The organism is Paenibacillus sp. SC116 (assembly GCF_024733555.1).
Lineage (GTDB): Bacteria > Bacillota > Bacilli > Paenibacillales > Paenibacillaceae > Paenibacillus_B.
In genome coordinates, this window is record NZ_JANIOF010000003.1 from 393,390 (window position 1) to 416,121 (window position 22,732).

21 protein-coding genes are annotated in these 22,732 nt (G+C 45.1%); 17 read left to right on the top strand and 4 right to left on the bottom strand.

Features of this window, described 5'->3' with window-relative positions:
• Positions 1-31 precede the first annotated feature (31 nt).
• The 5 genes from NQ117_RS15935 (at position 32) to NQ117_RS15955 (ending at position 7,379) form a co-directional block, all read left to right on the top strand.
• Positions 32-763 (top strand): energy-coupling factor transporter transmembrane component T, encoded by a 732-nt coding sequence (locus NQ117_RS15935; protein ID WP_258279006.1) that lies wholly within the window; start codon positions 32-34, stop codon positions 761-763.
• Positions 764-790: 27 nt separating this feature from the next.
• A complete protein-coding gene (locus NQ117_RS15940; RefSeq protein WP_258279007.1) occupies positions 791-1,390 on the top strand; it encodes an ECF transporter S component in 600 nt (199 codons plus the stop codon).
• A 44-nt stretch (positions 1,391-1,434) separates the two neighbouring features.
• On the top strand, positions 1,435-3,075 hold the full coding sequence (locus tag NQ117_RS15945; RefSeq protein WP_258279008.1) for an ATP-binding cassette domain-containing protein: 1,641 nt from the start codon (positions 1,435-1,437) through the stop codon (positions 3,073-3,075).
• Positions 3,076-3,320: 245 nt separating this feature from the next.
• Positions 3,321-6,047, top strand: coding sequence for an EAL domain-containing protein (locus NQ117_RS15950; protein ID WP_258279009.1), 2,727 nt, complete (start codon positions 3,321-3,323; stop codon positions 6,045-6,047).
• A gap of 6 nt (positions 6,048-6,053) precedes the next feature.
• Positions 6,054-7,379, top strand: a complete 1,326-nt coding sequence (locus tag NQ117_RS15955; RefSeq protein WP_258279010.1) for an ABC transporter substrate-binding protein — start codon at positions 6,054-6,056, stop codon at positions 7,377-7,379.
• Positions 7,380-7,431: 52 nt separating this feature from the next.
• Here NQ117_RS15955 and NQ117_RS15960 read toward each other — a convergent pair whose 3' ends face one another.
• Entirely contained in the window at positions 7,432-7,908 is a 477-nt protein-coding gene (locus NQ117_RS15960; protein WP_258279011.1) for a MarR family winged helix-turn-helix transcriptional regulator, read from the bottom strand.
• Between the two features lie 168 nt (positions 7,909-8,076).
• Here NQ117_RS15960 and NQ117_RS15965 point away from each other — a divergent pair, with 168 nt between their 5' ends.
• From NQ117_RS15965 to NQ117_RS15980, 4 genes are read left to right on the top strand one after another with little or no spacing between them, the layout of a single operon-like run.
• Positions 8,077-9,063, top strand: a complete 987-nt coding sequence (locus NQ117_RS15965; RefSeq protein WP_258279012.1) for an NAD(P)H-quinone oxidoreductase — start codon at positions 8,077-8,079, stop codon at positions 9,061-9,063.
• 24 nt (positions 9,064-9,087) lie between these two features.
• Positions 9,088-9,786: an ABC transporter ATP-binding protein gene (locus NQ117_RS15970; protein WP_258279013.1), complete on the top strand. Its 699-nt coding sequence runs from the start codon at positions 9,088-9,090 to the stop codon at positions 9,784-9,786.
• Complete coding sequence (locus NQ117_RS15975) at positions 9,783-11,072, top strand: ABC transporter permease (protein WP_258279014.1); 1,290 nt, start codon at positions 9,783-9,785, stop codon at positions 11,070-11,072. Before NQ117_RS15970 ends, NQ117_RS15975 begins: the two co-directional genes overlap by 4 nt.
• A gap of 56 nt (positions 11,073-11,128) precedes the next feature.
• Entirely contained in the window at positions 11,129-11,533 is a 405-nt protein-coding gene (locus NQ117_RS15980) for a DNA/RNA helicase (protein WP_258279015.1), read from the top strand.
• A gap of 127 nt (positions 11,534-11,660) precedes the next feature.
• Here the strand turns inward: NQ117_RS15980 and NQ117_RS15985 are convergent, their stop codons facing one another.
• Positions 11,661-12,926, bottom strand: coding sequence for a BaiN/RdsA family NAD(P)/FAD-dependent oxidoreductase (locus NQ117_RS15985; RefSeq protein WP_258279016.1), 1,266 nt, complete (start codon positions 12,924-12,926; stop codon positions 11,661-11,663).
• A gap of 506 nt (positions 12,927-13,432) precedes the next feature.
• Here NQ117_RS15985 and NQ117_RS15990 point away from each other — a divergent pair.
• The 5 genes from NQ117_RS15990 to nadE all read left to right on the top strand — a co-directional run bounded on the left by NQ117_RS15990 (position 13,433) and on the right by nadE (position 17,508).
• Positions 13,433-14,935, top strand: coding sequence for a two-component system sensor histidine kinase NtrB (locus NQ117_RS15990; protein ID WP_258279017.1), 1,503 nt, complete (start codon positions 13,433-13,435; stop codon positions 14,933-14,935).
• A 133-nt stretch (positions 14,936-15,068) separates the two neighbouring features.
• Positions 15,069-15,806 (top strand): prolipoprotein diacylglyceryl transferase, encoded by a 738-nt coding sequence (locus tag NQ117_RS15995; RefSeq protein WP_258279018.1) that lies wholly within the window; start codon positions 15,069-15,071, stop codon positions 15,804-15,806.
• Positions 15,807-15,842: 36 nt separating this feature from the next.
• Positions 15,843-15,965, top strand: a complete 123-nt coding sequence (locus NQ117_RS16000) for a spore protein (RefSeq protein ID WP_192026839.1) — start codon at positions 15,843-15,845, stop codon at positions 15,963-15,965.
• A gap of 234 nt (positions 15,966-16,199) precedes the next feature.
• On the top strand, positions 16,200-16,634 hold the full coding sequence (locus NQ117_RS16005) for a BrxA/BrxB family bacilliredoxin (protein ID WP_258279019.1): 435 nt from the start codon (positions 16,200-16,202) through the stop codon (positions 16,632-16,634).
• 64 nt (positions 16,635-16,698) lie between these two features.
• A complete protein-coding gene (nadE, locus tag NQ117_RS16010; RefSeq protein WP_258279020.1) occupies positions 16,699-17,508 on the top strand; it encodes an ammonia-dependent NAD(+) synthetase in 810 nt (269 codons plus the stop codon).
• A gap of 171 nt (positions 17,509-17,679) precedes the next feature.
• Here nadE and NQ117_RS16015 read toward each other — a convergent pair whose 3' ends face one another.
• Both NQ117_RS16015 and NQ117_RS16020 read right to left on the bottom strand, forming a co-directional pair.
• A complete protein-coding gene (locus NQ117_RS16015; protein WP_258279021.1) occupies positions 17,680-19,047 on the bottom strand; it encodes a Na+/H+ antiporter NhaC family protein in 1,368 nt (455 codons plus the stop codon).
• 42 nt (positions 19,048-19,089) lie between these two features.
• A complete protein-coding gene (locus NQ117_RS16020) occupies positions 19,090-20,067 on the bottom strand; it encodes an alpha/beta hydrolase family protein (RefSeq protein WP_258279022.1) in 978 nt (325 codons plus the stop codon).
• Between the two features lie 317 nt (positions 20,068-20,384).
• On the opposite strand from NQ117_RS16020, the gene NQ117_RS16025 reads away from it, so the two are divergent.
• Genes NQ117_RS16025 through NQ117_RS16035 form a run of 3 tightly spaced genes read left to right on the top strand, consistent with a single transcriptional unit; the run spans position 20,385 to position 22,615 of the window.
• A complete protein-coding gene (locus NQ117_RS16025) occupies positions 20,385-20,780 on the top strand; it encodes a GntR family transcriptional regulator (RefSeq protein ID WP_258279023.1) in 396 nt (131 codons plus the stop codon).
• Positions 20,767-21,642, top strand: a complete 876-nt coding sequence (locus tag NQ117_RS16030) for an ABC transporter ATP-binding protein (protein WP_258279024.1) — start codon at positions 20,767-20,769, stop codon at positions 21,640-21,642. Before NQ117_RS16025 ends, NQ117_RS16030 begins: the two co-directional genes overlap by 14 nt.
• Positions 21,632-22,615, top strand: a complete 984-nt coding sequence (locus NQ117_RS16035) for a hypothetical protein (RefSeq protein ID WP_258279025.1) — start codon at positions 21,632-21,634, stop codon at positions 22,613-22,615. Before NQ117_RS16030 ends, NQ117_RS16035 begins: the two co-directional genes overlap by 11 nt.
• Positions 22,616-22,732: the final 117 nt, after the last annotated feature.

Here is a 22,732-nt window from a genome sequence, read left to right on the forward strand (position 1 = left end):
TATAAGGGGGAAGCCGGGATGGCTTAGACGCTTGGATCCCCTGACGAAGGGGATCTGGCTTCTCTGCACCGGCCTGGCGGTGATGCTGACGTTGTCGCTCACCGCGCAGCTGCTCTGGTTCCTGTCTGTGCTGCTGATAGCAGGAACCGGAGCAGGTTGGCGCCTGAAGCAATGGCGCCTTTTCGCCCTGTGGGCGATAGGCTTCGGCCTTCCGCTGCTGTTGTTCCAGTGGCTCATGCTCCCCGCAGGGGGAGAGGAGCCACTGTGGCAGCCATTCGGCAGCGGCGGGCCTACGCTAACAGCGTCTGCGCTGGAACTGTCAGCAGCGCTGACGCTGCGATCGATGACGTTATTTGCGTCATCGATCGTGTATGCGACGACGACTGAGCCAAGGGATGTCGTCGTCGCCTTAACACAGCAGCTGCGCATGCCGGATAAGCTGGCATACGCAGCTGCTGTGGCACTCCGCTTCGTGCCGCTGCTCTTGGCCGAAGCGGAGCAAATACGCCGCGTTGAGCGGCTGCGCCGGCTGACGCCTGTGCGCGGAGTAGGTGGGCGCTTGCAGAGCGCCCGCCAGATGGCCCTAGCCATCGTGCGCTCCGCGCTTCGCCATGTGCAGGATGTCTCGACCGCGATGGAGGCGAAGCGCTTCGGCTCGGCTCAGGCACGTACCCACTGGCGACGCATTGCGATCTCCCCAGTGGGCTGCTTACTCGCGGCGGCTTCGATAGGTGCCGCCGCCGCAACGTTAGGATGGTACTAATCATAGATACAGAAAGAAGGGCATCTTATGAAATCTTCATGGAAGCAGGCATTTAGTAATCTTACCGTAAGAGAGTGGATGCTGATGGCTTTATTAGCCGCAGCGAATGGAGTAGTGACCTCCCTCTTGTCTCATGTAAACAAACTTCTACACGGCTGGGGCGGACCGATACTAACATCGACCATTGTTGGCGTCTATATGGTATATGGACTGTTGGCGATGTATATCATTCGTAAGCCTGGTGCTGCGGCAGGTACGTATGCAATTGGAGCTTTGCTCCAGATTATGGTCGGCACATCTTATGGCATCTGGTCTTCGATCGCAGCGGCTGCTTGCTATGCAATAATTGTTGAGCCATTGTTCTTTATTTATCGCTATAAGCGCTTTGGTTGGCTTGCTATGCTATTTGCAGGTACTGCAATGGTGCCGCTTTGGTTCGTTGTGGCAGCATTTATGTTTGGTTATATCGAATACTCAACTACGGTACTCATTGTATCTCTATTTGTTCGTTGTGTGAGCGGTATGCTATTGTGTGGAGCTTTGACGAAATGGTTGGGAGACCGCTTAGCGCCAACACGCTATGTGCGTCCTTATGCGCTTGGTCAGCAGTACAATAATGCTGCTTAATAATCAATGAGCATGAGCAGGGCAGCAAAAGGAGTCCATTTACGATGAATAAGCCGTTGTTGCGACTATCACAAGTCAGCTTCAGCTACCCGGATGCACCCTGTTTATTGAAAGAGTTAGATCTGACCATCGAACAGGGGAGTTTCACGGTCATATTGGGAGAGAGCGGCAGCGGGAAATCCACATTAAGCCGCATTATGGCTCAAGTGATGCCAGAACATGAGGGAAAATTGGATGGCAACGTATATGTGAGCCATGAAACCGATGGATGTAGAGAGGGAGACGATAAGAGGCGAAATCATAGGGCCTCTTCGCTCGAAGCACTCCCTTCCTCTCCCTCTCTCCTTGTTGGACATATGGGTGGCGAGCTATCTTCCTTTGTCATTGGAGTCGTAGAAGATGAATTGGCGTTCGGTCCAGCTAACCTTGGCGTTGACACTTTAGAGATTGAACAGCGTATGGAAAGAGAACTCAAGCGCATTAACATGCTAGATTACCGCTTGTCTGCTGTGGAGCAGCTGTCTGGAGGACAGCAGCAGCAGATTGCTGCAAGCAGCGTTTGGACGATGGAACCGGAGCTGCTTGTCATGGACGATGCATGGAGTCATCTAGATAGAGACGCGAAGCTGATATTTGCGGATGCACTCTTGCAGTGGCTGGAGGAGTCTTCTCTTCATACGCTTGTCATGATCCTGCCAAGAGTGGAGCAGAGGGATCGAGCTCATCCCCTATGGTTGCGAGCCAACTGGCTCCAATTGAAGCAAGGGCAATTGCATCCAACGAAACCGTTTGATCTTGCAAGTTCAATCTCCAAGCTCCATGTATGCGAAGAAGAACGTAATGATAAGAAGAACAGAAATATCGATGAACAGCTGCAAGTGCCGGCTATTAAGCTTGAAGATGCAGGAACAAGCTATCCGGACTTGTCCTTTGGTATTCAGGCAGATGGTGAGTTAATGCCGAGGGAAGCTGTGCTGCTGCAAGGAGAGAACGGATCAGGTAAGACAACGCTGCTGCACCTGATTACACAGTCACTACCTTTACAGCATGGTGCAGCCAGCGTAGCAGGATATTCCTTGTCGAAGCTGAAGCCGCATGAATTGGCTCGGCTTATCGGTTATGTGCCGCAGTCCAGCTACGCTATGTTTTTATACGATACTGTGCAGCATGAGCTTGAGTTCGCGTACGATAGCGCTATCGCAATTGGAAGAGAGCCTTATAAGTTTCTGGGTTCAGCAAAGCCAATAAACGAAAATGAGGGTAAGATGGAGAAGGTTGATCCTATGATGCAGTGCAATCAAGGCAGCCAAGAACGATTGCGCACCAGATGGGTTCAACAGCAGCTTGAGCTGCTTGGCTTGACGCAGCGAGCAGGGGAGAATCCACAAGAACTTCCTGCTGCAGATAGACGTATGTTGAATGTGATTATGGCAACCGTTCATCGTCCTTATTTGCTTGTTTTGGATGAACCGACTGCAGGATTGGATGAATGCTCTGCCTCTGCACTTATTCATTATTGTGAGGCGCTGCGACGGCAAGGCACAGCACTTATCGTGGCAACTCATGACGAGTTGTGGGATCGTTTTGCACAGGGGCGATCGAACTGGCATATATGGAGGATGGACAATGGGAATCTCCATAGTAGTAAACATGAGAATGTAGCAAGTGATAAGAAAAAATGCTGATCTAGATTGGGATATAAACGGATCCAACAACAACCGACACGATGAGGGTGTCGGTTTTTTATTTATAATAGGTAGGAAAAGTCATTTTTGTGTCGAATTTATTTATGTAATGCCTTCATGGTGAGGGATGTTATTCCAATTTAATGCCTTTCTCCGTGACTTGTACATCTATTCGTAGTGTCGTGCAGATAGCGGCAGAACTAACTCATGTATGTCTGTTCAATATGTAAAGGAGTAATTTTGCTATGCCGCGTTCTTTGCTACCTTTTAGCTCGTGGCGTGCGGGGCTCATTTGTGCGGTTCTCATCGCATTCGCGGCCCTTTTCACGCAGTATGGCATTCAATATGCATATGGCGCAGAGTTTATGATTTGCAGCGCCTTTTTACTTATTATCCTCGTATTGTTCGGTTCCCAATGGGCGGCTGGCTCCGCATTAATTGTTAGTCTTGGTTTATATTTTTTGGGTTTTGGATCAGTAACCCTATTGTTAATTGGCTTAGAGCTTATCTTGGTTGGATATTTATATGAGCGTAAGAGGGAATTGCTCTTATTATGGAGTGGATTGTATTGGCTTTGTATAGGAGCCCCCTTTGCCGCCTTATTCTTTTATTTGTCAACGGATATACTCAGTGCGGAAGTACTGCTTCAATATTTCATGTTTGCTATGAACGGTCTGCTTAATGCTTTTCTCGCAGACATCATCGTTACCTATGTTCCATGGTCACGCGTCATTCCTAAGACCCGCAAGAAGTCGGTTTATTTGAGCCAACTTTTAACTCATCTTTGCATCGCAGCTATATTTATTCCGTTTATGATTAACATGGTACTAGACAGCAAACAAATGCGCAGCGAGATTGAAACCGATTCTTTCTATTTTTTAGATACGCAGACGCGTCTCATTTCGGATTGGTTATATGAGATGAATCTCAGCAAGCGCCAAAGTTTAGCCTTAAGTCACATGATTCAAGTGGGCAAGGTTGAACGAATGATAGAGGACTATTCCCATAACAGCCTATTAAAAGTTTCTCTCTATGACAGCAATAATGTACTCATTGCATCTACGGATGAACATTGGTTCCAGATGACGGATATGAGTAAAAATGAAGGGAAAATTGAGAAAGACGCTCTTTCCATTAATGGCTTTAACCTGAATCATAATGATGCACAACATTATTTCAGATGGCTTCCGTCTACACATGACTATGATTATGAGACTCGACGATGGAGCGATGGCTATTACGTAATGGAGAGACAGTTGAAGGAGCATCCTGTAAATAAAGTTGTGGTGTTGCTGCCCATCTCGCACTATTTAGAAGAAACGATTGAGCTTTATTTGCAAAAATATATAACGTTATTCATTCTTTGTTCGCTTGCAGCAGGTATGTCCATAATAGCCAATCGCTATATCGTTCGTTCGCTTAGCAATCTTACCGCGATCACAACGGGAATGCCCAATAAGCTTCTAACTCATAAAATTCCGTGGCCAGATAGCAATATCGGAGAAATCCGATCACTTGTGCATAACTTCCGAATGATGTCCGACCGCCTTGCGGAAATGATTCGTGAGATGAATCGGATGAACGAGAAGCTGGTAGATCAGACTACGATGCTGGAAACTTCCGAGGAGAAACTTCAACATCTGGCCTATTATGACACACTGACACAGCTGCCGAATCGACATTATTTTACGGTCAATCTTGAGAAAGCGCTAAAGGCTGCTGAGCAGAAATCTTCTTCGCTCGCACTGATGTTTATCGATCTGGATCGATTTAAGCACATTAATGATTCGCTAGGTCATAACATTGGTGACTCGTTGCTGGTGCGGGTTGGGCAACGACTAACTTGTTGTCTGAGCAATATTGCAGGCGCACATATTTGTGCACGTCTTGGAGGAGATGAATTTGTCGTCATTATGGAGGACAGTTGCCGCCAAGATGCTACAGTTGCGGCGCACCAGATCTTAACTCAGTTCCGGGAAAGTTTTTTTGTATCTTCCTATGAGCTGTACATATCGGCATCGATTGGCATCGCTATGTATCCTGATGATGGTACGGAGTTTACTTCGTTGTTGAAGCATGCTGACACGGCTATGTACGCTGCTAAAGACCGGGGAGGGCAGACGTACATGTTCTATGATCAGCTTCATCCAGAGCAGTTGCCGGAAAGGCATATGCTGGAGAGTGATCTGCGCAAAGCACTGGATCGTGACCAATTGCATCTTAACTACCAGCCGATTGTAGATGTTGAGGGAGTTGTTACTGCTGCTGAAGTGCTTCTGCGTTGGAATCATCCTGAACGCGGATTTGTATCTCCGTCCAAATTTATTCCCTTGGCAGAAGAATCAGGACTCATTATTCCTATTGGTGAATGGGTACTGCGTACTGCCTGTCTGCAACATCTAGAATGGACGAGCAAGCAAGTTCTTCCACACTTTAAGTTGTCCGTTAATGTTTCACTGCGTCAATTTCTTAACCATGATTTTCTGGCAAGTGTTGACCGCATTTTAGAACAAACAGGCTTTGATCCTGAAAGCTTGATTCTTGAGATTACTGAAGGTTATGTTCACAAGCATGTAGAACAAGCTATATTCGTACTAAAGCAGCTAGACAAGCGCGGAATTCAAATAGCTGTGGATGACTTTGGGACAGGGTATTCTTCCTTAAGTCGTTTGAAAACACTGCCAATCCACATATTAAAAATTGATCGTTCCTTCGTTCGACATTTGCAAAGCGATGGCACAAATGTATCGATCGTGCAAGCCGTCATCCAGATGGGACAAAGCATGAACCTTAAAGTCATGGCAGAAGGAGTGGAGACAGTGGAGGAGCTTATGCAGCTAAAGGCGCTTGGCTGTACGCAAATTCAAGGATACCTTATAACACCGCCGCTTCCAGCAAAGGAGTTCGTCGCACAATTTCATCAATTTGCGATGGTGGAACATACATTGGGAGCTGCTCGACCTGGAGGTTGATCGGACATGGAACAAGTTCGATTATCATATAGATATTTGCTTAATGCGTTAATCCTATGTTTCTTTGTATCGCTACTATTTGGCTGTACTCGTACAGAACAGGTATCAACTTGGCCGAAAGAGCATAAAGCACAGGGAAATGAACCAATCCCACAAGAGATTACAATATGGGCATATAGTGAAAACTATAATAAGCTGGTTGAAAGATTCGAGAAGGATAATCAAGGGGTAAAGGTCCATATTAAGCGTGTTGATTATCATGACCATGTGAATTTGTATAGAGAAGCATTAGTCAACGGCACCGCCCCTGATATTATGGAAGTCGATCATTTGGTTCTTGGTGAATTCAGTGTAATTGATGGCCTGGTGGACTTGAAAGGTGAGGGGTTCTTAGAGGATAGGTTAAAAAATACAATGTCGATTCCGCTAATGAAAGCGGCAAATTCGCTAGATAATAAGCGGCTATTTGCACTTCCGATCTCAACTTCACCTTTGTTGACATACTATCGCAAAGACATTATGGAGAAGTACGGTTATCCATCTGAACCAGAAGAGCTTGCGAAGTATATGGAGAGCGAGGAACGTTTGCTTGCTATGGCAACAAGGCTGAGGCAAGAAGGAATCTATATCATGCAGGACGACTTGAGCCCTTTGGATTGGGCGGAGTCGGCAGTTTCTTTGTTCGACAATAAATATATGTTTAACCGTAATAACGTTCGTATCGCACGCGCTTTTGAGTTGTCACAGCAATTAAAAGAAATGGAACTAGCGCTTAACGTTCCTTTACGTACGAAGGCAGGACAAGAAGCGATTCGCTCAGGTCAACAAGCAATGGTGTTCCTTGGGACGTGGGGCGAGAGACGTCTGGAAAAGATAGCGCCGGATACGAAGGGATTGTGGCGGGCAACTAGATTGCCCTTGTGTACGTATGGATTTTCAGACGGCACGTATTTCATGATGCCTAAGATGTCGAATAATAAGAAGCTAGCTTGGGAATTTATGAAATATGCTTATGAAAATATGGACCAGGATGGATTGGTGGCTGCACATCTTCCATCTCGACTTCAGCTGTTGGAACGGAATAGCACGAGCGCATTTCTAGGGGGACAGCATGCTAATGAGCTATACGTGAAGTTGACCAATCATATCGTGGAGTATCGACCAAGTCCGTTTGATGTAGATATGGAAGAGAAGTATCGATCAAAGAGGCAGCAAGCGCTAGATAATAATGAAAAACCTTATGAGACTCTTTCATCTATTGAATATGCGATCAATGCAGAGGTAAGGCAGTCGCGCAAGATTTTATTGGATATGATGAGCGTGAGACGATAAATACTTTTATGAAAAAGAGCCATGCTTCGTAAAGGAAGCAGGCTCTTTAGTTCTATTCATTTTTAGCATAGTGGATGAGCGCAAGCCGTTCTGCTTGTAAGCCTAACTTTTTGAGAAGAGTAATTGCTTGGTCTTTTTCCTTCATCGACAATCCACTCAATGCTCTGCGAAGCATATGGGCTTGACGGGGAACAATAAGCTTCATACTTTTCCATCCACTTTCACTTAATTCTGCATAAATAACACGACGATCTTTTGTACAAGGATGACGTTTCACATATCCGTTGCGTTCAAGCTTATCAATGACATACGTGATGTTTCCACTTTGGAGCAGCAGCTTAGCACCAATTTGCTGAATAGGCTGGGGTCCTTTATGGTAAAGCATTTCCAGTACAGCAAAATCAGTCGGGTTGAAGCCTTCCTGTTTACAGCCTGCAGCAGTGTGATCGGAGATGCTCTTGAATGCTTTGGAGAAAACGCGAAATAGATGCAGTGACGCTTCTGTCTCTCTGTCCATGCGCTCATGCATAGGAATCCCACCTTACTTATAGATGTACCTATTCATCTTAATGGGTGAATAGGATAAAGGACATGTCATTTATCACATAATGGAAAATGTTGAGTGTATAAGGTTGCTTGCATGTATTGTGATACAAGCTAAGTATTCAATCGAAACAGCCTAGAGGAGGTACTGAAGATGGAAGAACAGATGATTGCCTGTTTGGTGAACGAAAATAAAGATTTGTATTGGGGAAGCTGGCCAAAGCCGAAGTGTGGCTCTGGCGAATTGCTTATACGTGTCGAAGCTACCGCATTGAACCGGGCAGATCTGCTGCAAAAACGTGGTTTATATTCCCCACCCAAAGGCGCTTCCCCAATCATCGGCTTAGAGATGGCGGGTGTGATAGAAGAAGTGGGCGCAGATGCGAATGGTTGGGAAGTAGGCGATCGAGTATGTGCACTGCTGCCAGGGGGCGGTTATGCCCAATATGCTGCGATTCCCGCGGAGTTGGCTGTGCGGATCTCCGACAAGCTTACATTTGTTGAAGCGGCAGCTATCCCTGAAGTGTTTTTAACAGCGTACCTCAATATGTTCGAGCTAGGTAGATTGAAGGCAGGCGAGCATGTTTTAATTCATGCCGCGGCAAGCGGTGTAGGGACTGCAGCTGTCCAACTGGCGAAAGCAGCTGGAGCATTTGTAATTGCAACAGTTGGTACAGATGAAAAAGTGGACGCGATTGAACGCCTAAATGCAGACGTCGTCATTAACTACCGGAACCAATCGTTTGAAGATGCTGTCATGGAATATACAAATGGAAATGGCGTCGATATGATCATGGACCCCGTAGGTGCTTCTTATTGGAAGTCTAATATGGAAGTATTGGCAATGGATGGGCGTCTCATATTATTTGGCGTATTGGGTGGTTCGAAGGTGGAGAAGGTAGACTTGCTGCCGGCTATGATGCGTCGCATTCATATTATTACGAGCACGTTAAGGGGTCTGCCCCTTGAACGTAAGGCGGCACTTACTGCGTCATTTGTTGACTGGGCCATGCCGTTAATTGAGAAAGGTGAAATCGAGCCTGTCATCGATTCCGTGTGGGAAGCTGAAGAAATAAATGAAGCGCATGCGCGTATGGAACGTAATGAAAATATAGGGAAGATGGTGGTTCTTGTTCCCTAATTTAACTGTGGGAGGAAGAACGCAATGACAGTGCTTCAAGTTGACTTAATAGAGGCAGGGTATGAAGCGGGTGATAGCAAAATATCCGAGATCAGATTTGATGTTCAGCCTGGTGAGTTAGTTGGACTTATCGGCCCCAACGGTGCTGGGAAAAGTACGACGATCAAATCAATTTTGGGCATTATGCAGCATGTAAAGGGAAACATTCAGATTGGGGATGGCAGTGGTTCTTATGCATATGTCCCAGAGCAGCCTGAATATTACGATACGATGACGCTGTGGGAGCATTTGGAGCTGGCAGGTGCATCTCATGAATTAAGTGATGTGGAACTAAGAGAGCGGGCCATGCCGCTTATTGAGGAGTTTGGCATGAGTGATGTTATCCATCACTTGCCAGGCAGCTTCTCAAAGGGGATGAGGCAGAAAATGATGCTTATTATTGCTTTTTTGCTTCGACCGCCTCTTTATATCGTAGATGAACCATTCGTAGGCTTGGATCCCAGAGCAACGCGAATATGGCTGGATAAGTTGAAAAGCGAACGAGAGCGTGGAGCGGGTGTGTTGATGAGTACGCATGTATTAGATACCGCAGAGCGCATTTGTGATCGATTCGTCCTTATTCAACAGGGAGCTGTCGTTGCACATGGGACATTAGAAGACATTCGTCATCGTGCGGGAATGCCTAATGGCAGCTTGATGGATTGTTTTGAGGTGCTGACATGAAGACAGCTAGAGGGCTGGCTATACGAAGATGGAAGACCTATTCGCGATACCAATGGGACTCAATCAAGCTGGTTATTCCTGATTGGATAGTCGCGCTGTATATCGTAGTACCTGCTCTAATATTTGGTGTTGCTGCCTATTGGTCTTGGTGGAATGAACCGCTTTCTGCGTCAGCGCTTCAACTGCCTTTATTCGTATGGTTGATTCCACTGCTGAGCCTGGTGTTTATGGGGGAGCTTCGTGTATGGGTAGAAGCGGCGGATAAGCTCTTTTTGTTTCAGCGGCAAGATTGGATACGTACACTTGTGCGTTTCGGCATGATGGAATTCGTCCTTAGAAAGCTGACGATTATTATTTTTTCTATGGTTGTTCTCTTGCCTTGGCTCGTACGAGGATATGCTATGCCCCTCTCGATGATTGTGATGACAGCATTATGCACGTTGTCCCTGTCTTGGCTTCAGGCTTTGGCGGAACACTGGCTGCGGGCGCATCTGCACGGATGGAAATATGTTTTAGGAAAAGTGATGCAAATTATCGTAATAACTTTGATGTTTGGATTACTTATTTGGTTTGTACAGATGGATGCATCGGGGTTGTTTGCTCTTGCGGGCATGCTGGTCGTACTTCTGTTGTCTATGCCTCTCGTGCGCTGGCGCTTGAGAGAAAGAGCTAGCTTTGAGAAGGATGCAGCAGCAGAATCCAAGCAGAAGGGAAGTCTGGCGCAGGTTGTATTGTCCCAAGCTGTGGAGAAGACTGGACGTAGAAACCGCAAGCGTCCATGGTTGTTCCGAAAATCTGGCTATTGGAAGCGGCTGAAGCACAATAGTGATGACAAGTTGGGTCCATTAGCAGTAAAGACGTTATGGCGAAACAAAGCCTCGCTGTTCTTTTTCATACAGCTTGTAGGTGTTGGTGCTACAGCTATCGTGGTGACAGGATTGAATGAACCCGTTATGCTTTTTGGAGTCATTCCGTTTCTTGTTGTTCTCGTTAGTATTTGGCTGCATATGTACTGGAAAAACCTTGTTACAGGCGAGTACTGGCATTTATTTCAGTTCCGTAAAGAAGTGCTGCGGAAGGCGGCTGAACATTTTGTTACAGTAAATGCTGCACTAGGCGGTCTAATGTGGGGGATAACGACAGGTGTTGTCATAGGTTCGGGCAACCTGTTGATCGTATGTATAGCCGCTGTTCTAGGTATTGTTGTTTTGCCATTAGTTGGACGTGCTTTCTTATCGTTGCGTGGCTGGAGCTTTGAACGTCCTGGAGCTAAGGCTTCCGTATAATCTTGTTACTGCTGGGAATAGTAAGGGACGAAACTAGCAGACAGGAGGCATCTACGATGCATCAGGCTGTAATACGATTTCGATTTGGAACTAGCGGTGAAACGCAATTAGCACAAGATACATTGTCAGAGCTGGGATATGATGCGGTGATAGAGCCTAGCGGTGATTGCCTTCATATTCACATCGAGCGACAAGACTTAACTTCAGCGTTAGAAATTGCTGAAGCGCATGGTGGACAGTTAATTGAGGAAGCCCCTCTTACCGAGACGGCTGTTATGAACAGTGCTTACGGAATCGATTGTATTCCGATTCCTGCGCATATCGTGAATGAGGACTGGGTGGATCGTGAAAGTTATAGCACGATTGATCCGACGGGTGATGATTTATCGCATCGCGATGAAGAGGCAGCGGGTTGGAACGATGAGCATACGAATCAATTCCAAGGCGGCATTCACTTGTAGCATGTAACGTTAATCGAGTCCTACCAGTAATTAAACGTGATTAAACTTCTCCTCGCAGCAGCTCATAGTAAATGTAGTATCCACATTAGTTTGCTTGCTTCTAGCGAGGAGAAGCTGTTTATTTGATTTATTGCTGATGCAGTTGTCCAGCATGCATTCCTGCCGTATATCCGGTAGCGAATGCGGCTGTAATATTATAGCCACCTGTATAGCCGTGTATATCTAGGATTTCTCCACAGAAGAACAGCCCCGACTTCATACGCGATTGCATCGATTTAGGATCAATTTCCTTTAAATTAACCCCACCGCCAGTGACGAATGCTTCTTCGATTGATTTGGTACCACTTATTTTAATCGGGAATGCTTTGATTAGCTGACAGAGCTTTAGCCAAGGTTGCTTGGGTATATTGTCATAGGTAACAGACTCATCCAATCCAGCCATTTTACATAAGACAGGCAGCATACGCTCTGGGATAGCTTGCTTCAAAATATTTTTTATTGCTTTCTTAGGCTCTAAACGACACAGTTTCATCAGATAACTAGCAAGCTGCTCTTCTGACTCATTTGGCTTCAGATCAATTGTGAGCAGCAAGGTAGATAAACCTGTGCGTTTCAGCTCCTTAACGACATACTGACTACAGCGCAGTACGGCTGGGCCTGATAAGCCAAAGTGCGTAAATATCATATCTCCTTCATGCTGAACGAGCTTTTTATTGCGATCATTCCATACAGTCAATTCAATATCACGAAGGGATAGTCCTTGCAGAGAGCCTTCTCGAATAAAGGAAGCATTCGAGGTGAGCGGGACTTCCGTTGGAAACAGCTCTGTTATCGTATGACCTGCTGCTTCTGCCCATGCATATCCATCCCCAGTAGAACCTGTTTGAGGAACAGACTTTCCTCCACTTGCTATAATAACGGACTTTGTATGAATATATGTGCCGTCACGCAACTGAACACCGCTTACACCTGTCTCGTCATAGCGAACATGGTCCACAGGAGACATCGTCCGAATTGTAACACCAAGCTTGCGTACTTCGCCTATTAAGGCGTCGACAACTGTTTTAGCTTTGTCCGAGACAGGGAACATTCTTCCGTTGTCCTCTTCCTTAAGCTTGATGCCGAGATTTTCGAAAAATGCGATAATAAGCTCCGGATTAAAATGATTCCATGCGCTGTATAGGAATCGCCCATTACCAGGCACATAGCGAATAAATTCCTCGCGCGATTTATTATTTGTAACGTTGCAGCGACCTCCGCCACTAATGGCGAGTTTACGACCTAGCTTGTCTCCTTTATCAACAAGTACGACTTGAGCACCTTGTTGTGCTGCTGCGATAGAAGCCATTAGTCCAGAAGGTCCTCCACCGATTACTACTACATCTGCTTGCATAGCCATCTCCTTATGCGTAAACGATCCTTTTTCCCTATTGTACCCTTCCTTTTGTTGATTGAACAAGGTAGTGGTTGGTATAGGCATTTGTTGAAGGTTGGTGCAGATTGCAGTATTTTGTTAAAAAATATCTAAAAATTTCAACATTATCGTTGTATAACGACAGCATTTTATGTTTTAATCAGGGAAAAAATCAACGATAACTATTGGAGTTGATAACGATAACCATGTTCGCTGCATTCAAAGACACATTGTACATCGCATTCAAAGACACATTGCTACAGGTGTTGATCGCTTATTTTCCGGCTTTCACCTACCACATTTGCTTAATGCGGCCAGAGCGTATAGGAAGAGCGCATGTATATCTCTTTCTGTTTTCAGCGTTGTCGTTACTTTTTTGTATGTTGTTCTCATTTATGTATTTCCCCGAGACGAATCTTCCTTTCGATTTTCGCCTTATCCCGTTCATGATTGGTTTCCTATATGGAGGTTATCGGGTAGGAATCATGTTAACGGCGATGTATATCGTTGTTATGGTCATGATGCACGCTTGGCATGATCATTACACTTGGTGGTCTGACTCTCTGTTATATGTTGCTCCTCTTTTATTCTTACTCTTGAATTACTTCCAACAATCAAGTGCTCCTAGGCGAATACTCCTGCTCATGGGTGTCGCATCACTAGGGATGCTGCTTCATTTCATTATGTACTCACTAAGTTTATGGAATCATCATATTCAGATGCAGACACATATTTTATTGTTTATGGGCATGTATGCAACCGTATTTTTGTGTGCATCGTGCGCCATTATTTACATGATGGAATATGTCCGTGAGAAGGCATTTCTTCAGCAGGGTTATCAAATGGTATGGCGTCAATATCGCCAAGAGGCGCAGAAGATGCATCAACTGATTGATGAGACTCCATTAGCTGTACTTGCTGTAGATGCTCATGCGAGAATTACGGCCGTTAACCAAATGATGCTGCGCATGCTGCAGCAGTACAATCCACGGCTGACCAATGTGGATATTATCGGACGCTGCTACTATTCATTTTCTGAAGAATATGAACTGCTGTCCAAAGATGATTTCATGCTTGCTCGTGTCTTAAGCGGTGAGCCGCCGCAATCCGAGGTGATCCAGCATTTTAATCGTAAATACCTCGTACGGACTGCCTCGATGCGTAATCAGGAAACTGGCGAAATTGTGGGTGCTGTCGGAATGGCTCATGATATTACAGAGCTGTCTCAGCTGAGAGCCGAGATGGGGAATATGGAGCGCCTGAGTCTTGTAGGGCAAATGGCAGCTAGTATTACACATGAGATCCGCAATCCGATGGCTGTTGTACGAGGCTTTATTCAATTGATGCAGCGTAAGAGCCCAGAGCATTTAAATGATTATTATGCGATCGTAATGGAAGAACTGGATCGTGCAAATATGATTATTAACGACTTTTTATCACTAGCGCAGAATCGAATCGTGGAAAAGGAATTCATGCATTTGCATGATATTATCTCCAACATCAGCCCCTTACTATGGGCAGATGCCAATATGCGAGGGCAAGAGATTCATTTGCAACTTGCGGATGATGTACCCAAACTATTAATTAATTCGAAGGAAATGAAGCAACTACTGTTGAACTTGGCCCGTAATGGAATGGAATCGATGGAGCAAAAAGGCTTGTTAACGATAGAGACGAGAGTGAATGAAGGTGCTGTAGAGCTACTCGTTCATGACAACGGACCAGGTATTTCTGTTGCGGTTCAAGAGCGAATGTTCGAACCTTTCTATACAACGAAGGCGAAGGGGACAGGCTTGGGACTGCCTTTATGCTTGAGTATCGTAGAACGGCATGGAGGTGTTATACGTATTGAGTCGGAGGTTGGCTGTGGAACGACATTTATCGTATCTTTCCAAGTTGAAGCGAATGCAGCGTATGAGAAATCGATCAGTGTTGTGCCTTCGCCAAGCATAAATGATTGTTCTGGTGAAACCTCTCGCATTAGTTAATTTCCTTTTTGCGGTTATGAGTGATGCAAAGTTGCAAAGTTTAAAATTATCACCTGTTTATCGGATGAGTAGATGTTCTTATGTTATGATATGTAAAAGAATTGAGAAGTGAATCTATTGCTGGAGGTCGGTTGTGGGAGCGATACAACTAGGTTCATTAACGTTACAAATTGATTTATTTATTTTGCTGACTGCCTTGGGATTAGCAGGCGCAGTTATGCTTTTACGCCTAAGACTAGAGGGTATGAAGCTCCGTAGCTATGGGGACTGGATGTTAACGATATTGCTCGTTGTGATTCTAAATGAAAAGTTCGGGTATTTATGGGACGCGCCTTCGATACTATGGCAGCAGCCTAAGGCAATGCTCTTTTTGCAAGGTACTTCGTGGAATGGGAATGTGCTAATGATTATTGGACTGGCAGCTTGGACTGTGCATTATGCTCGTAAACAGCAAATCAGGCTTCAAGTTCTTGCTGATCTTATTGCACATGGTGCCTTGTTTGCTGTAGCCGTATATGGGTTTATTTATGCTTATGCAGGCATGATACCTGATGGATATACACCACTTCCTGTGCCTTCTACATTAGCGGCGGCACTTCCACCAGTTGAATCGATATGGTGTGTTCTGCTATTAGCTGGCTTGTGGCTGCGCAGGAGTCCTTTAGGTACAGGAGCAGATGCGCGCTTGACGCTGCTTGTAAGTGGTGTGTTAGGTATGCTGATTAGCTTTACATCCGTACCAGCGGAGACGATGTTGGGGTTGACTACAAAGCAGTGGGTGCTTCTTGGCTTACTCATGCTAGGCTATTGGATGATGAAAATAGAGGAACAGCGTGCTGAGGAGGATAAGTCTGTTGCAGAAGGCACATAATACGTGTGACTATGCAGGAGAAAGGAGGCTTATCCCATGTCTGAAGATTCAAAAGCCCAGCAACAGCAGGATAAGGAAAATCAGGCGCGGAAGTCACGTGCCGGAGGAAATGTTGGTATTGATAAAAAGTTGAACGGACCAAATCGTCCTTCTACTTAGAAAACTTAGAATTGAAGTTAGCTTCCATGAACATCGGAGTCGCATAGGCGATAGTGGCGTTTTTAACATTAGAATGATGCTTGATCATGCATGGCTAGATTAGGTGTATGAAGAGTATTTGTGGATTGTTCGGATTTTGTTGCATTTCGCAATGATGCTTCGTTACAATAGAGTCGATACAGAACGGGAGTGCGTTCTATCGGAATCTATTATTTATGTAGGAGTGAATGTGAGATGTCAATGTCATTTGAGCAATATATGCGTGATATGGTAACACCAATGCGTACGGAGCTTACTTCGATGGGTATCGAAGAGCTTACAACAGCAGAGCAAGTAGAAGAAAAGCTTCCAGACGCGAAGGGAACGGCGCTTGTCGTTATCAACTCTGTATGCGGCTGTGCAGCAGGTCAATGCCGTCCAGGTGTGCGTAAAGCATTGGAGCATGAGGTTACACCTGACCACTTGTTCACTGTATTTGCAGGGCAAGATAAAGAAGCGACAGCAAAGGCACGTGAGTACTTTGCACCGTATCCTCCATCTTCACCATCGATTGCGTTGATGAAGGATGGGGAATTGGTTCATTTTATTGAGCGTCTTAGTATTGAGAACCGTTCTGCTGAAGATATTGCTGCAGAACTGACAGCAGCATTCGATAAGCACTGTCGTTAAGGCACCAACATACCCCGCGCACTCGATGCGCGGGGATTTTTGCACAAGGAAGGAGATAGGACAGATGAGTTTACAGGAAGAGATCGTCAAGCGATTCGGGGTACAGCAGCACATTGATGAAGCAGCAGAAGTTCGCAAGCGCGTAGATTTTCTTAAGCAATATGTGAAGCAGTCAGGTACATCTGGTCTGTTGATTGCGATTAGCGGTGGGATTGATAGTGCGGTTGCAGTAGGACTTTGTAAGCAGGCGACGGATGAGTTGAAGGCAGAAACAGGTCAGCCGTATATGACGCTAGGCGTGTTCCAGCCTTATGGCCAACAGGAAGATATTGAAGACAGCTATGCGGTAGCCAAAGCATTTAGCTTGGAGCATACGGTGGAGACGAATATCGAAGAGGCGGTTAATGAAATTGCCTTGGAATCCGAGCATGCGTTGAAGCAAATCGGACAGTATCGTCATCTTAGCATTCCTGGCAAAGGCAACGTGAAGGCACGCGTACGCATGGTAACGCAGTATGCATTGGCATTTGACTTGAACTTACTCGTCGTTGGTACCGATCATGCATCTGAGGCACTGACAGGTTTTTATACAAAATGGGGTGACGGCGCGGTCGATATTACACCGCTTTCCTCATTGAATAAGCGTCAAGTTCGCCAGCTGGCACGTCATTTGGGTGTTCCAGAGAGCGTATTGGACAAGGCTCCAACAGCAGGGCTGTGGGCTGGTCAAACGGATGAAAAGGAACTAGGGATTTCCTACGAGCATAACAGCGACTATTTGGAAGGCAAAGAAGTTCCTGCCGATGTTCAAGAGAAAATTGAACGTCAGTATAATAAAACTGAACATAAGCGTGCTATGATTCCGGGTATTTAATTACATATCGCTTGGATAATAGGTACAGAAGGTAGTATGTAATCAGGGGATCTACTGACTACTGATTTGTTCAAATTGCCTACAGCGTAAGTTAGAAAACAAAAACATCCCATTCCACTTATAGAGTGAGACGGGATGTTTTTTTTATTGTGGAGTACTGGCGAAATGATGTTACGAAGCATCAGACTTGGGCTGAGCAGTCGCCAAGGAAGCCGAATGAGTTCGAGCGCTCTTCGCTATAGACACGATGAAAGTCCACAAAGGCAAGCTCCAAAGGAATATTGCATACGGAATATACTGATGAACGGGGACATTTACGATGGTCGCGCATAACACCGCGAGCATATTCCAAGGAATCATAGCAGCAAATACGAGTGCAGTATCGGATATGACCCGAGACAGATGTTCTTGCTGAAAGCGCTGTGACCATATCGGCAGCACGTTGCGTCCCGACATCATAATCGGAAGTGTCTGTGTACAAGAGACCGCACTTAATCCAAGCCCGAATAAGCCTATGCGTACAGTTGCTTGCGGCATGGAAGAGTTATGACCAATTAATGCACTCATATACGGTTCTAGCGATCGGGTTTGCTCAAGTATACCGTTGAATGATCCAGCTAACGCAATTAACAGCACGAGCTCGACCATATTTAATAGCCCTTTCGTATGCAATGCAGGTAGCGCTATGTTCGTGTAACCGTGCAGCATACTTTGCAGCCAAGCTAAGGGGCTGACATCTTGCAGCAAGGAACCGACTAAGATTGCAACTGCGATGGAGAGCATAAATGCGTGTCGCGTCTTCATACGGAATAAGATAGCAGCAATGAGCACGACAGCTGGCATAACGAGCCAGGGGCTGAATACAAAATGTTCTCGATAGATGTCCAGTTGTAAAGCGGATTGAGGTACCTGCCAATTTCCTATGTAGTCGATAATGATAAAGAAAATGGTTGCTGAACCTAATGCCAATCCTGTCGTAGGCATCAAATATCGATACTGCGCACGTACGGTCGTCCCCGTCGAATCCGCAACGAGCCGATGTGCACTGGAAAATGGAGAGGTACGATCCCCGACAAAAGCACCTGATACAAGGGCGCCAGCCATAATGGGTAATGGTACACCGGTTAGAGAAGCTACCCCCATCATTGGAATTCCGACTGCACTTAATGTTCCTGTAGAGGTACCAAGCATCATGGAAAATAGTGCAGCAAACCAGAACGTGAGCGTCGTCATATAACTAGGATGAATCCATTGAATACCTTGCTCAATCAAATAGGGAATCGTACCGCTCATTGTCCATGTTGGAATAATCAAGCCAACCATGACCAAAATCCAGATGACTTCTTGTGTACGGGAAGCCCCATCTTTAATGGCATTAATCATGGTTCGACGGTCCGTTCCTTGGCGGATCGAGAATATCGTCAACGCAAGGAAGCCAATTGCAAAGCCTAAAATAAGAGGCAAGCCAATGAGATAGGAAGTCGTTAATCCTGAAATCGTCGTAAAGACGACGATGCATAGCTGTTGTTTGGATAACATGATGTCATAAACCTCTCGCGATATGATTAGTATATTCTCTCCTTACTTATGACGGAGCTGCAATTGTTTCTTTAACCATGCTGCGCTATGCTCAATGGCTTCATTTAGCTGGCGAGTTGTGCCCTGAAAGGGGTGCACGGCCTGAAAGGTATGTCCTGCCTCGTCAATAATGACCCACTCGGCCTCTTTATATTGCTGCTGCAATCGTGATGAACCTTCGCAGAATCCTGGCAGATCGTTAGAGCCTTGAACCATGATAAGAGGAAACTGGGCAGTAGAAATACGCTCAATAATTTGATACCTCTCTGCATTTCGTTCTAAGTCCTCTAACACTACTGCATCTAAAGGCAGAGCTTCCCCTGTACGAGCATTAATCACTTGTGAGCGACCTGTTGTACGAAGGTTTTCTTTCTGTTCGGTAGAAAATAGATCGACATTTGTGACCCCGTTCCATGTGAGGATGCCTGCAATATGCTCGGAATAATCAAGCGCATATAACAATGCAGTTGCACCGCCGCGGCTGTGTCCCAGAATAAATATAGGTTTGTTAGATGTGTCATTAGCTTGGATAAGCATGCGTGAATCAAAAGAGGGAATGCGAATCGGGTCGGATAAAGCTAGGCTGGCATACAATTGTTCTTTCCACTGCAAAAATGCTTCCGAATGGACAAGTGCCATAACAGACGCCAAATCCTCCTGTTCACGCTCGTATGTATTAACGGCGAAGCGTTCTGGTTCACTGAATGAGCCCATGTCAGCACCTACACCATTATGTGAGAAGTTAAAGCGAATGACATTCAGATTCGTTAGAATAGCTAGTTGTTCGGCAGCAAAAGGGAAGAATCCCCAATCTTTGAAACCTTTAAATCCGTGGCAGATGAGAAGTGTGCCTTGTCCTGCGTTCGCTCTTCCTGGAGGCAAATGAAGTGTTCCTCGAACGACCCGGCTCCCGTAAAGCTTTTCTTTACGATTACCCATATCAGACTCACTTAGCATATTCAAATTAAAATGATAGCTCAAAGCGCTTCCTCCTTATCTTCAACGGTTCGATTCGGTTTTACAGGTGATTGTATCATAGCCTGCGAGCTGTTGTATGCAAAACTTTATCATTAATTGGTTACAAAAATGAGAAAAATTTGACAATTCAAGGGTGTTGGTTTATTGTGTATTAAGTGTACTATTTATAGTAATACACTTGCAAAATCTACGATCAATTTATGATTGAGATAAGAATACCGTTAGCGGATTAAATGAAGATAGATGTAGACGATACACCATCTCGTAACATACGGATCAATCAAATTCTCGGTTGAGATGGAGTAGAAAGGAGGTCGTACATGATACAGCTGCAACAACGAGGCTCTTCTCCTATCTATGAGCAGATTGTAGAGCAGATGAAAGAGCTAATCGCTAAAGATGTGTTGAAGGCTGGAGACAAAGTGCCTTCGGTAAGAGAGCTGTCCTCGACGTTGTTAATTAACCCAAATACGGTCAGCAAAGCATATCAGGAGCTTGAACGTCAGGGTGTGATACAGACGATAAGAGGGAAAGGAACATTCGTATTAGAGCCATCGGCTCCTAGAATGGCGGCAGAGCGTATCGAAGTACTTCGGCAGGAACTGCAGCGATTGACGGTGGAAGCGAAACATTTAGGTATTACGAAAGCACAATTTCGAGAAATGGTAGACGACGCAAGTCATATGCTTGGGGAGGGTTATCATGCTGCGGATTGAAACGATTGAGAAACGTATCGATAATAGGCAGGTGCTCAGTGGAGCTTCCTTTGAGGTAGAGCCTGGCCAAATCGTAGGGTTGCTCGGTAGAAATGGAACAGGAAAGACGACGATGCTGCGCACGATAGTGGGCATATATACTCCTGATAGTGGAAAAGTAACGTTGGATGGTATTGATGTTTATGCAAAGCCAGAAGTGAAGCGAGATCTCGTATTTATACCAGATGCACCCACTGCGTTGGAAGGCTATAAGCTCGGGGAATGCGGTAGGATGTTCGCGCGAATTTATCCGAACTTTGATATGGGCTTTTTCCAAGATACACTGAGGCAATTTGGCTTGGCAGAAGGACAGAAGGTGCGCAAGTTGTCTAAGGGGATGAAAATGCTGTTCAGCACGACGTTAGGTCTAGCGACGAGAGCACGATATATATTGCTCGATGAACCGACGAATGGTGTTGATGTCATCGCTAAAAAGCAGTTGCTTACGCTCATGATGGAATCGTTGACACCAGAAAGCGGAATTGTTATTTCTACGCATATGCTGAATGAGTTAGATCGAATTGCGGACAAAATTGTGCTGCTGCGGGATGGGAAAACCGATGAGCAGTGGGCGTTGGAGCAGTTGCGTCAGCATGTACGCAAACTGCAAATTGTATTTACCGATGGTGCATCCGATCAGCTTCTGGATCAACCTTGTGTACATACTTTGCAACAGATTGGGCCTGTGCATACGGTGTTAATGGAATCTGAGGATTTGTATGCTTTGTTGAAGGATAACAGCAAGCTGCTTATCGACGAATTGCCGTTAACGCTGGAAGATTGGTTCACTTGGAAGTCGGGAGGTGATGGCGATGCTGCGTAATCTATTTGATCGGGGATTGTGGTGGAAGGAATTTAGACAAGCAAGGCTCATGTTAATCGTGATGCTTGTTGTTGGATTTTTCGCGCTTCCTTATACGCATATTCGATATTGGTTCATGATGGAGTCTGGGCAAATATATGGGGAATTCATGTACATTATTGAAGCATTGCAGGAAACTCCAGCAGGCTTGTGGGTTGTGCGGAATTTATTATCAAGCTTTTTATCTACCATGATAGTAATGAGTCTAGTTTTAGCTATATTTCAGCTTGGTCTTGAACGACATGCTCATAGACAGGAGTTTAGTTTTTCACTACCGTATTCTCGTAGTCAAATCTATATAACGAAGTTATTGATTGGTATAACGATTATAGTTATTCCCATATTGATAAATGTATTGCTCGATATCGTCATGTTATTCGCTTTGGATTTCAGCTTTATGATGATGTGGGAAGAATATGCTAAGTATATCGTCAAGCTTCTGCTGTTGGTGATTTCCGCTTATACGATTGGGATGTTTGTCGGTACTATTAGTGGTTCGTTAGTAGCGCATATTGTATTTATATTCGTTGTTATTTATTATCCTGAGTTTATAAAATGGAGTTTTAGAACGGTATCTCATCTTTATGATATTTCGATATTAAAGAATTATAATGATTATCCGTTAACTACTTATTTTTTTGATATGAGATATAACAGTTATATTTCACTCTACGTGCTGCTGGCAGCCATTGTACTGGGGATAATCCACTATTCTCTAAATCGTGCTGAGCACAACGGAAAATGGGTTGTTGTTCCGATATGGGAGAAAATTTTAATCATCGGCTTTACGATAAGCAGCGGATTGTTTTTCGGTGTTTATGTACAGTTTCAACATTACAGCGGCCAAATTGGCTATGGCATCGGATTTGTTCTTGGGCTGGTTCTTGGCTATGTGATGATTAAATTGCTTAACCGCCTGCGGCTTCGATTCTAAATAGCCTGTTTCGTTACTTTTTTAGCTGTGTGGAGAATATGGCGTGGGTTGAGCTGTCCTATGAAATAGGAGCGGTCATATAAATAGAAGAAGAGCGCCCCGTCCTGAGAGTACTAA

What these genes read in the sequence shown, in the direction of transcription:
- NQ117_RS15980 (WP_258279015.1), top strand. Translation starts at nt 11,129, where the DNA reads ATGCATCAGGCTGTAATACGATTTCGATTTGGAACTAGCGGTGAAACG.
- NQ117_RS15985 (WP_258279016.1), bottom strand. Translation starts at nt 12,926, where the DNA reads ATGCAAGCAGATGTAGTAGTAATCGGTGGAGGACCTTCTGGACTAATG.
- NQ117_RS15965 (WP_258279012.1), top strand. Translation starts at nt 8,077, where the DNA reads ATGGAAGAACAGATGATTGCCTGTTTGGTGAACGAAAATAAAGATTTG.
- NQ117_RS16005 (WP_258279019.1), top strand. Translation starts at nt 16,200, where the DNA reads ATGTCAATGTCATTTGAGCAATATATGCGTGATATGGTAACACCAATG.
- NQ117_RS15990 (WP_258279017.1), top strand. Translation starts at nt 13,433, where the DNA reads ATGTTAACGGCGATGTATATCGTTGTTATGGTCATGATGCACGCTTGG.
- NQ117_RS15940 (WP_258279007.1), top strand. Translation starts at nt 791, where the DNA reads ATGAAATCTTCATGGAAGCAGGCATTTAGTAATCTTACCGTAAGAGAG.
- NQ117_RS16000 (WP_192026839.1), top strand. Translation starts at nt 15,843, where the DNA reads ATGTCTGAAGATTCAAAAGCCCAGCAACAGCAGGATAAGGAAAATCAG.
- NQ117_RS15960 (WP_258279011.1), bottom strand. Translation starts at nt 7,908, where the DNA reads ATGCATGAGCGCATGGACAGAGAGACAGAAGCGTCACTGCATCTATTT.
- NQ117_RS16015 (WP_258279021.1), bottom strand. Translation starts at nt 19,047, where the DNA reads ATGTTATCCAAACAACAGCTATGCATCGTCGTCTTTACGACGATTTCA.
- NQ117_RS15955 (WP_258279010.1), top strand. Translation starts at nt 6,054, where the DNA reads ATGGAACAAGTTCGATTATCATATAGATATTTGCTTAATGCGTTAATC.
- NQ117_RS16030 (WP_258279024.1), top strand. Translation starts at nt 20,767, where the DNA reads ATGCTGCGGATTGAAACGATTGAGAAACGTATCGATAATAGGCAGGTG.
- nadE (WP_258279020.1), top strand. Translation starts at nt 16,699, where the DNA reads ATGAGTTTACAGGAAGAGATCGTCAAGCGATTCGGGGTACAGCAGCAC.
- NQ117_RS15970 (WP_258279013.1), top strand. Translation starts at nt 9,088, where the DNA reads ATGACAGTGCTTCAAGTTGACTTAATAGAGGCAGGGTATGAAGCGGGT.
- NQ117_RS15950 (WP_258279009.1), top strand. Translation starts at nt 3,321, where the DNA reads ATGCCGCGTTCTTTGCTACCTTTTAGCTCGTGGCGTGCGGGGCTCATT.
- NQ117_RS15945 (WP_258279008.1), top strand. Translation starts at nt 1,435, where the DNA reads ATGAATAAGCCGTTGTTGCGACTATCACAAGTCAGCTTCAGCTACCCG.
- NQ117_RS16035 (WP_258279025.1), top strand. Translation starts at nt 21,632, where the DNA reads ATGCTGCGTAATCTATTTGATCGGGGATTGTGGTGGAAGGAATTTAGA.
- NQ117_RS15975 (WP_258279014.1), top strand. Translation starts at nt 9,783, where the DNA reads ATGAAGACAGCTAGAGGGCTGGCTATACGAAGATGGAAGACCTATTCG.
- NQ117_RS16025 (WP_258279023.1), top strand. Translation starts at nt 20,385, where the DNA reads ATGATACAGCTGCAACAACGAGGCTCTTCTCCTATCTATGAGCAGATT.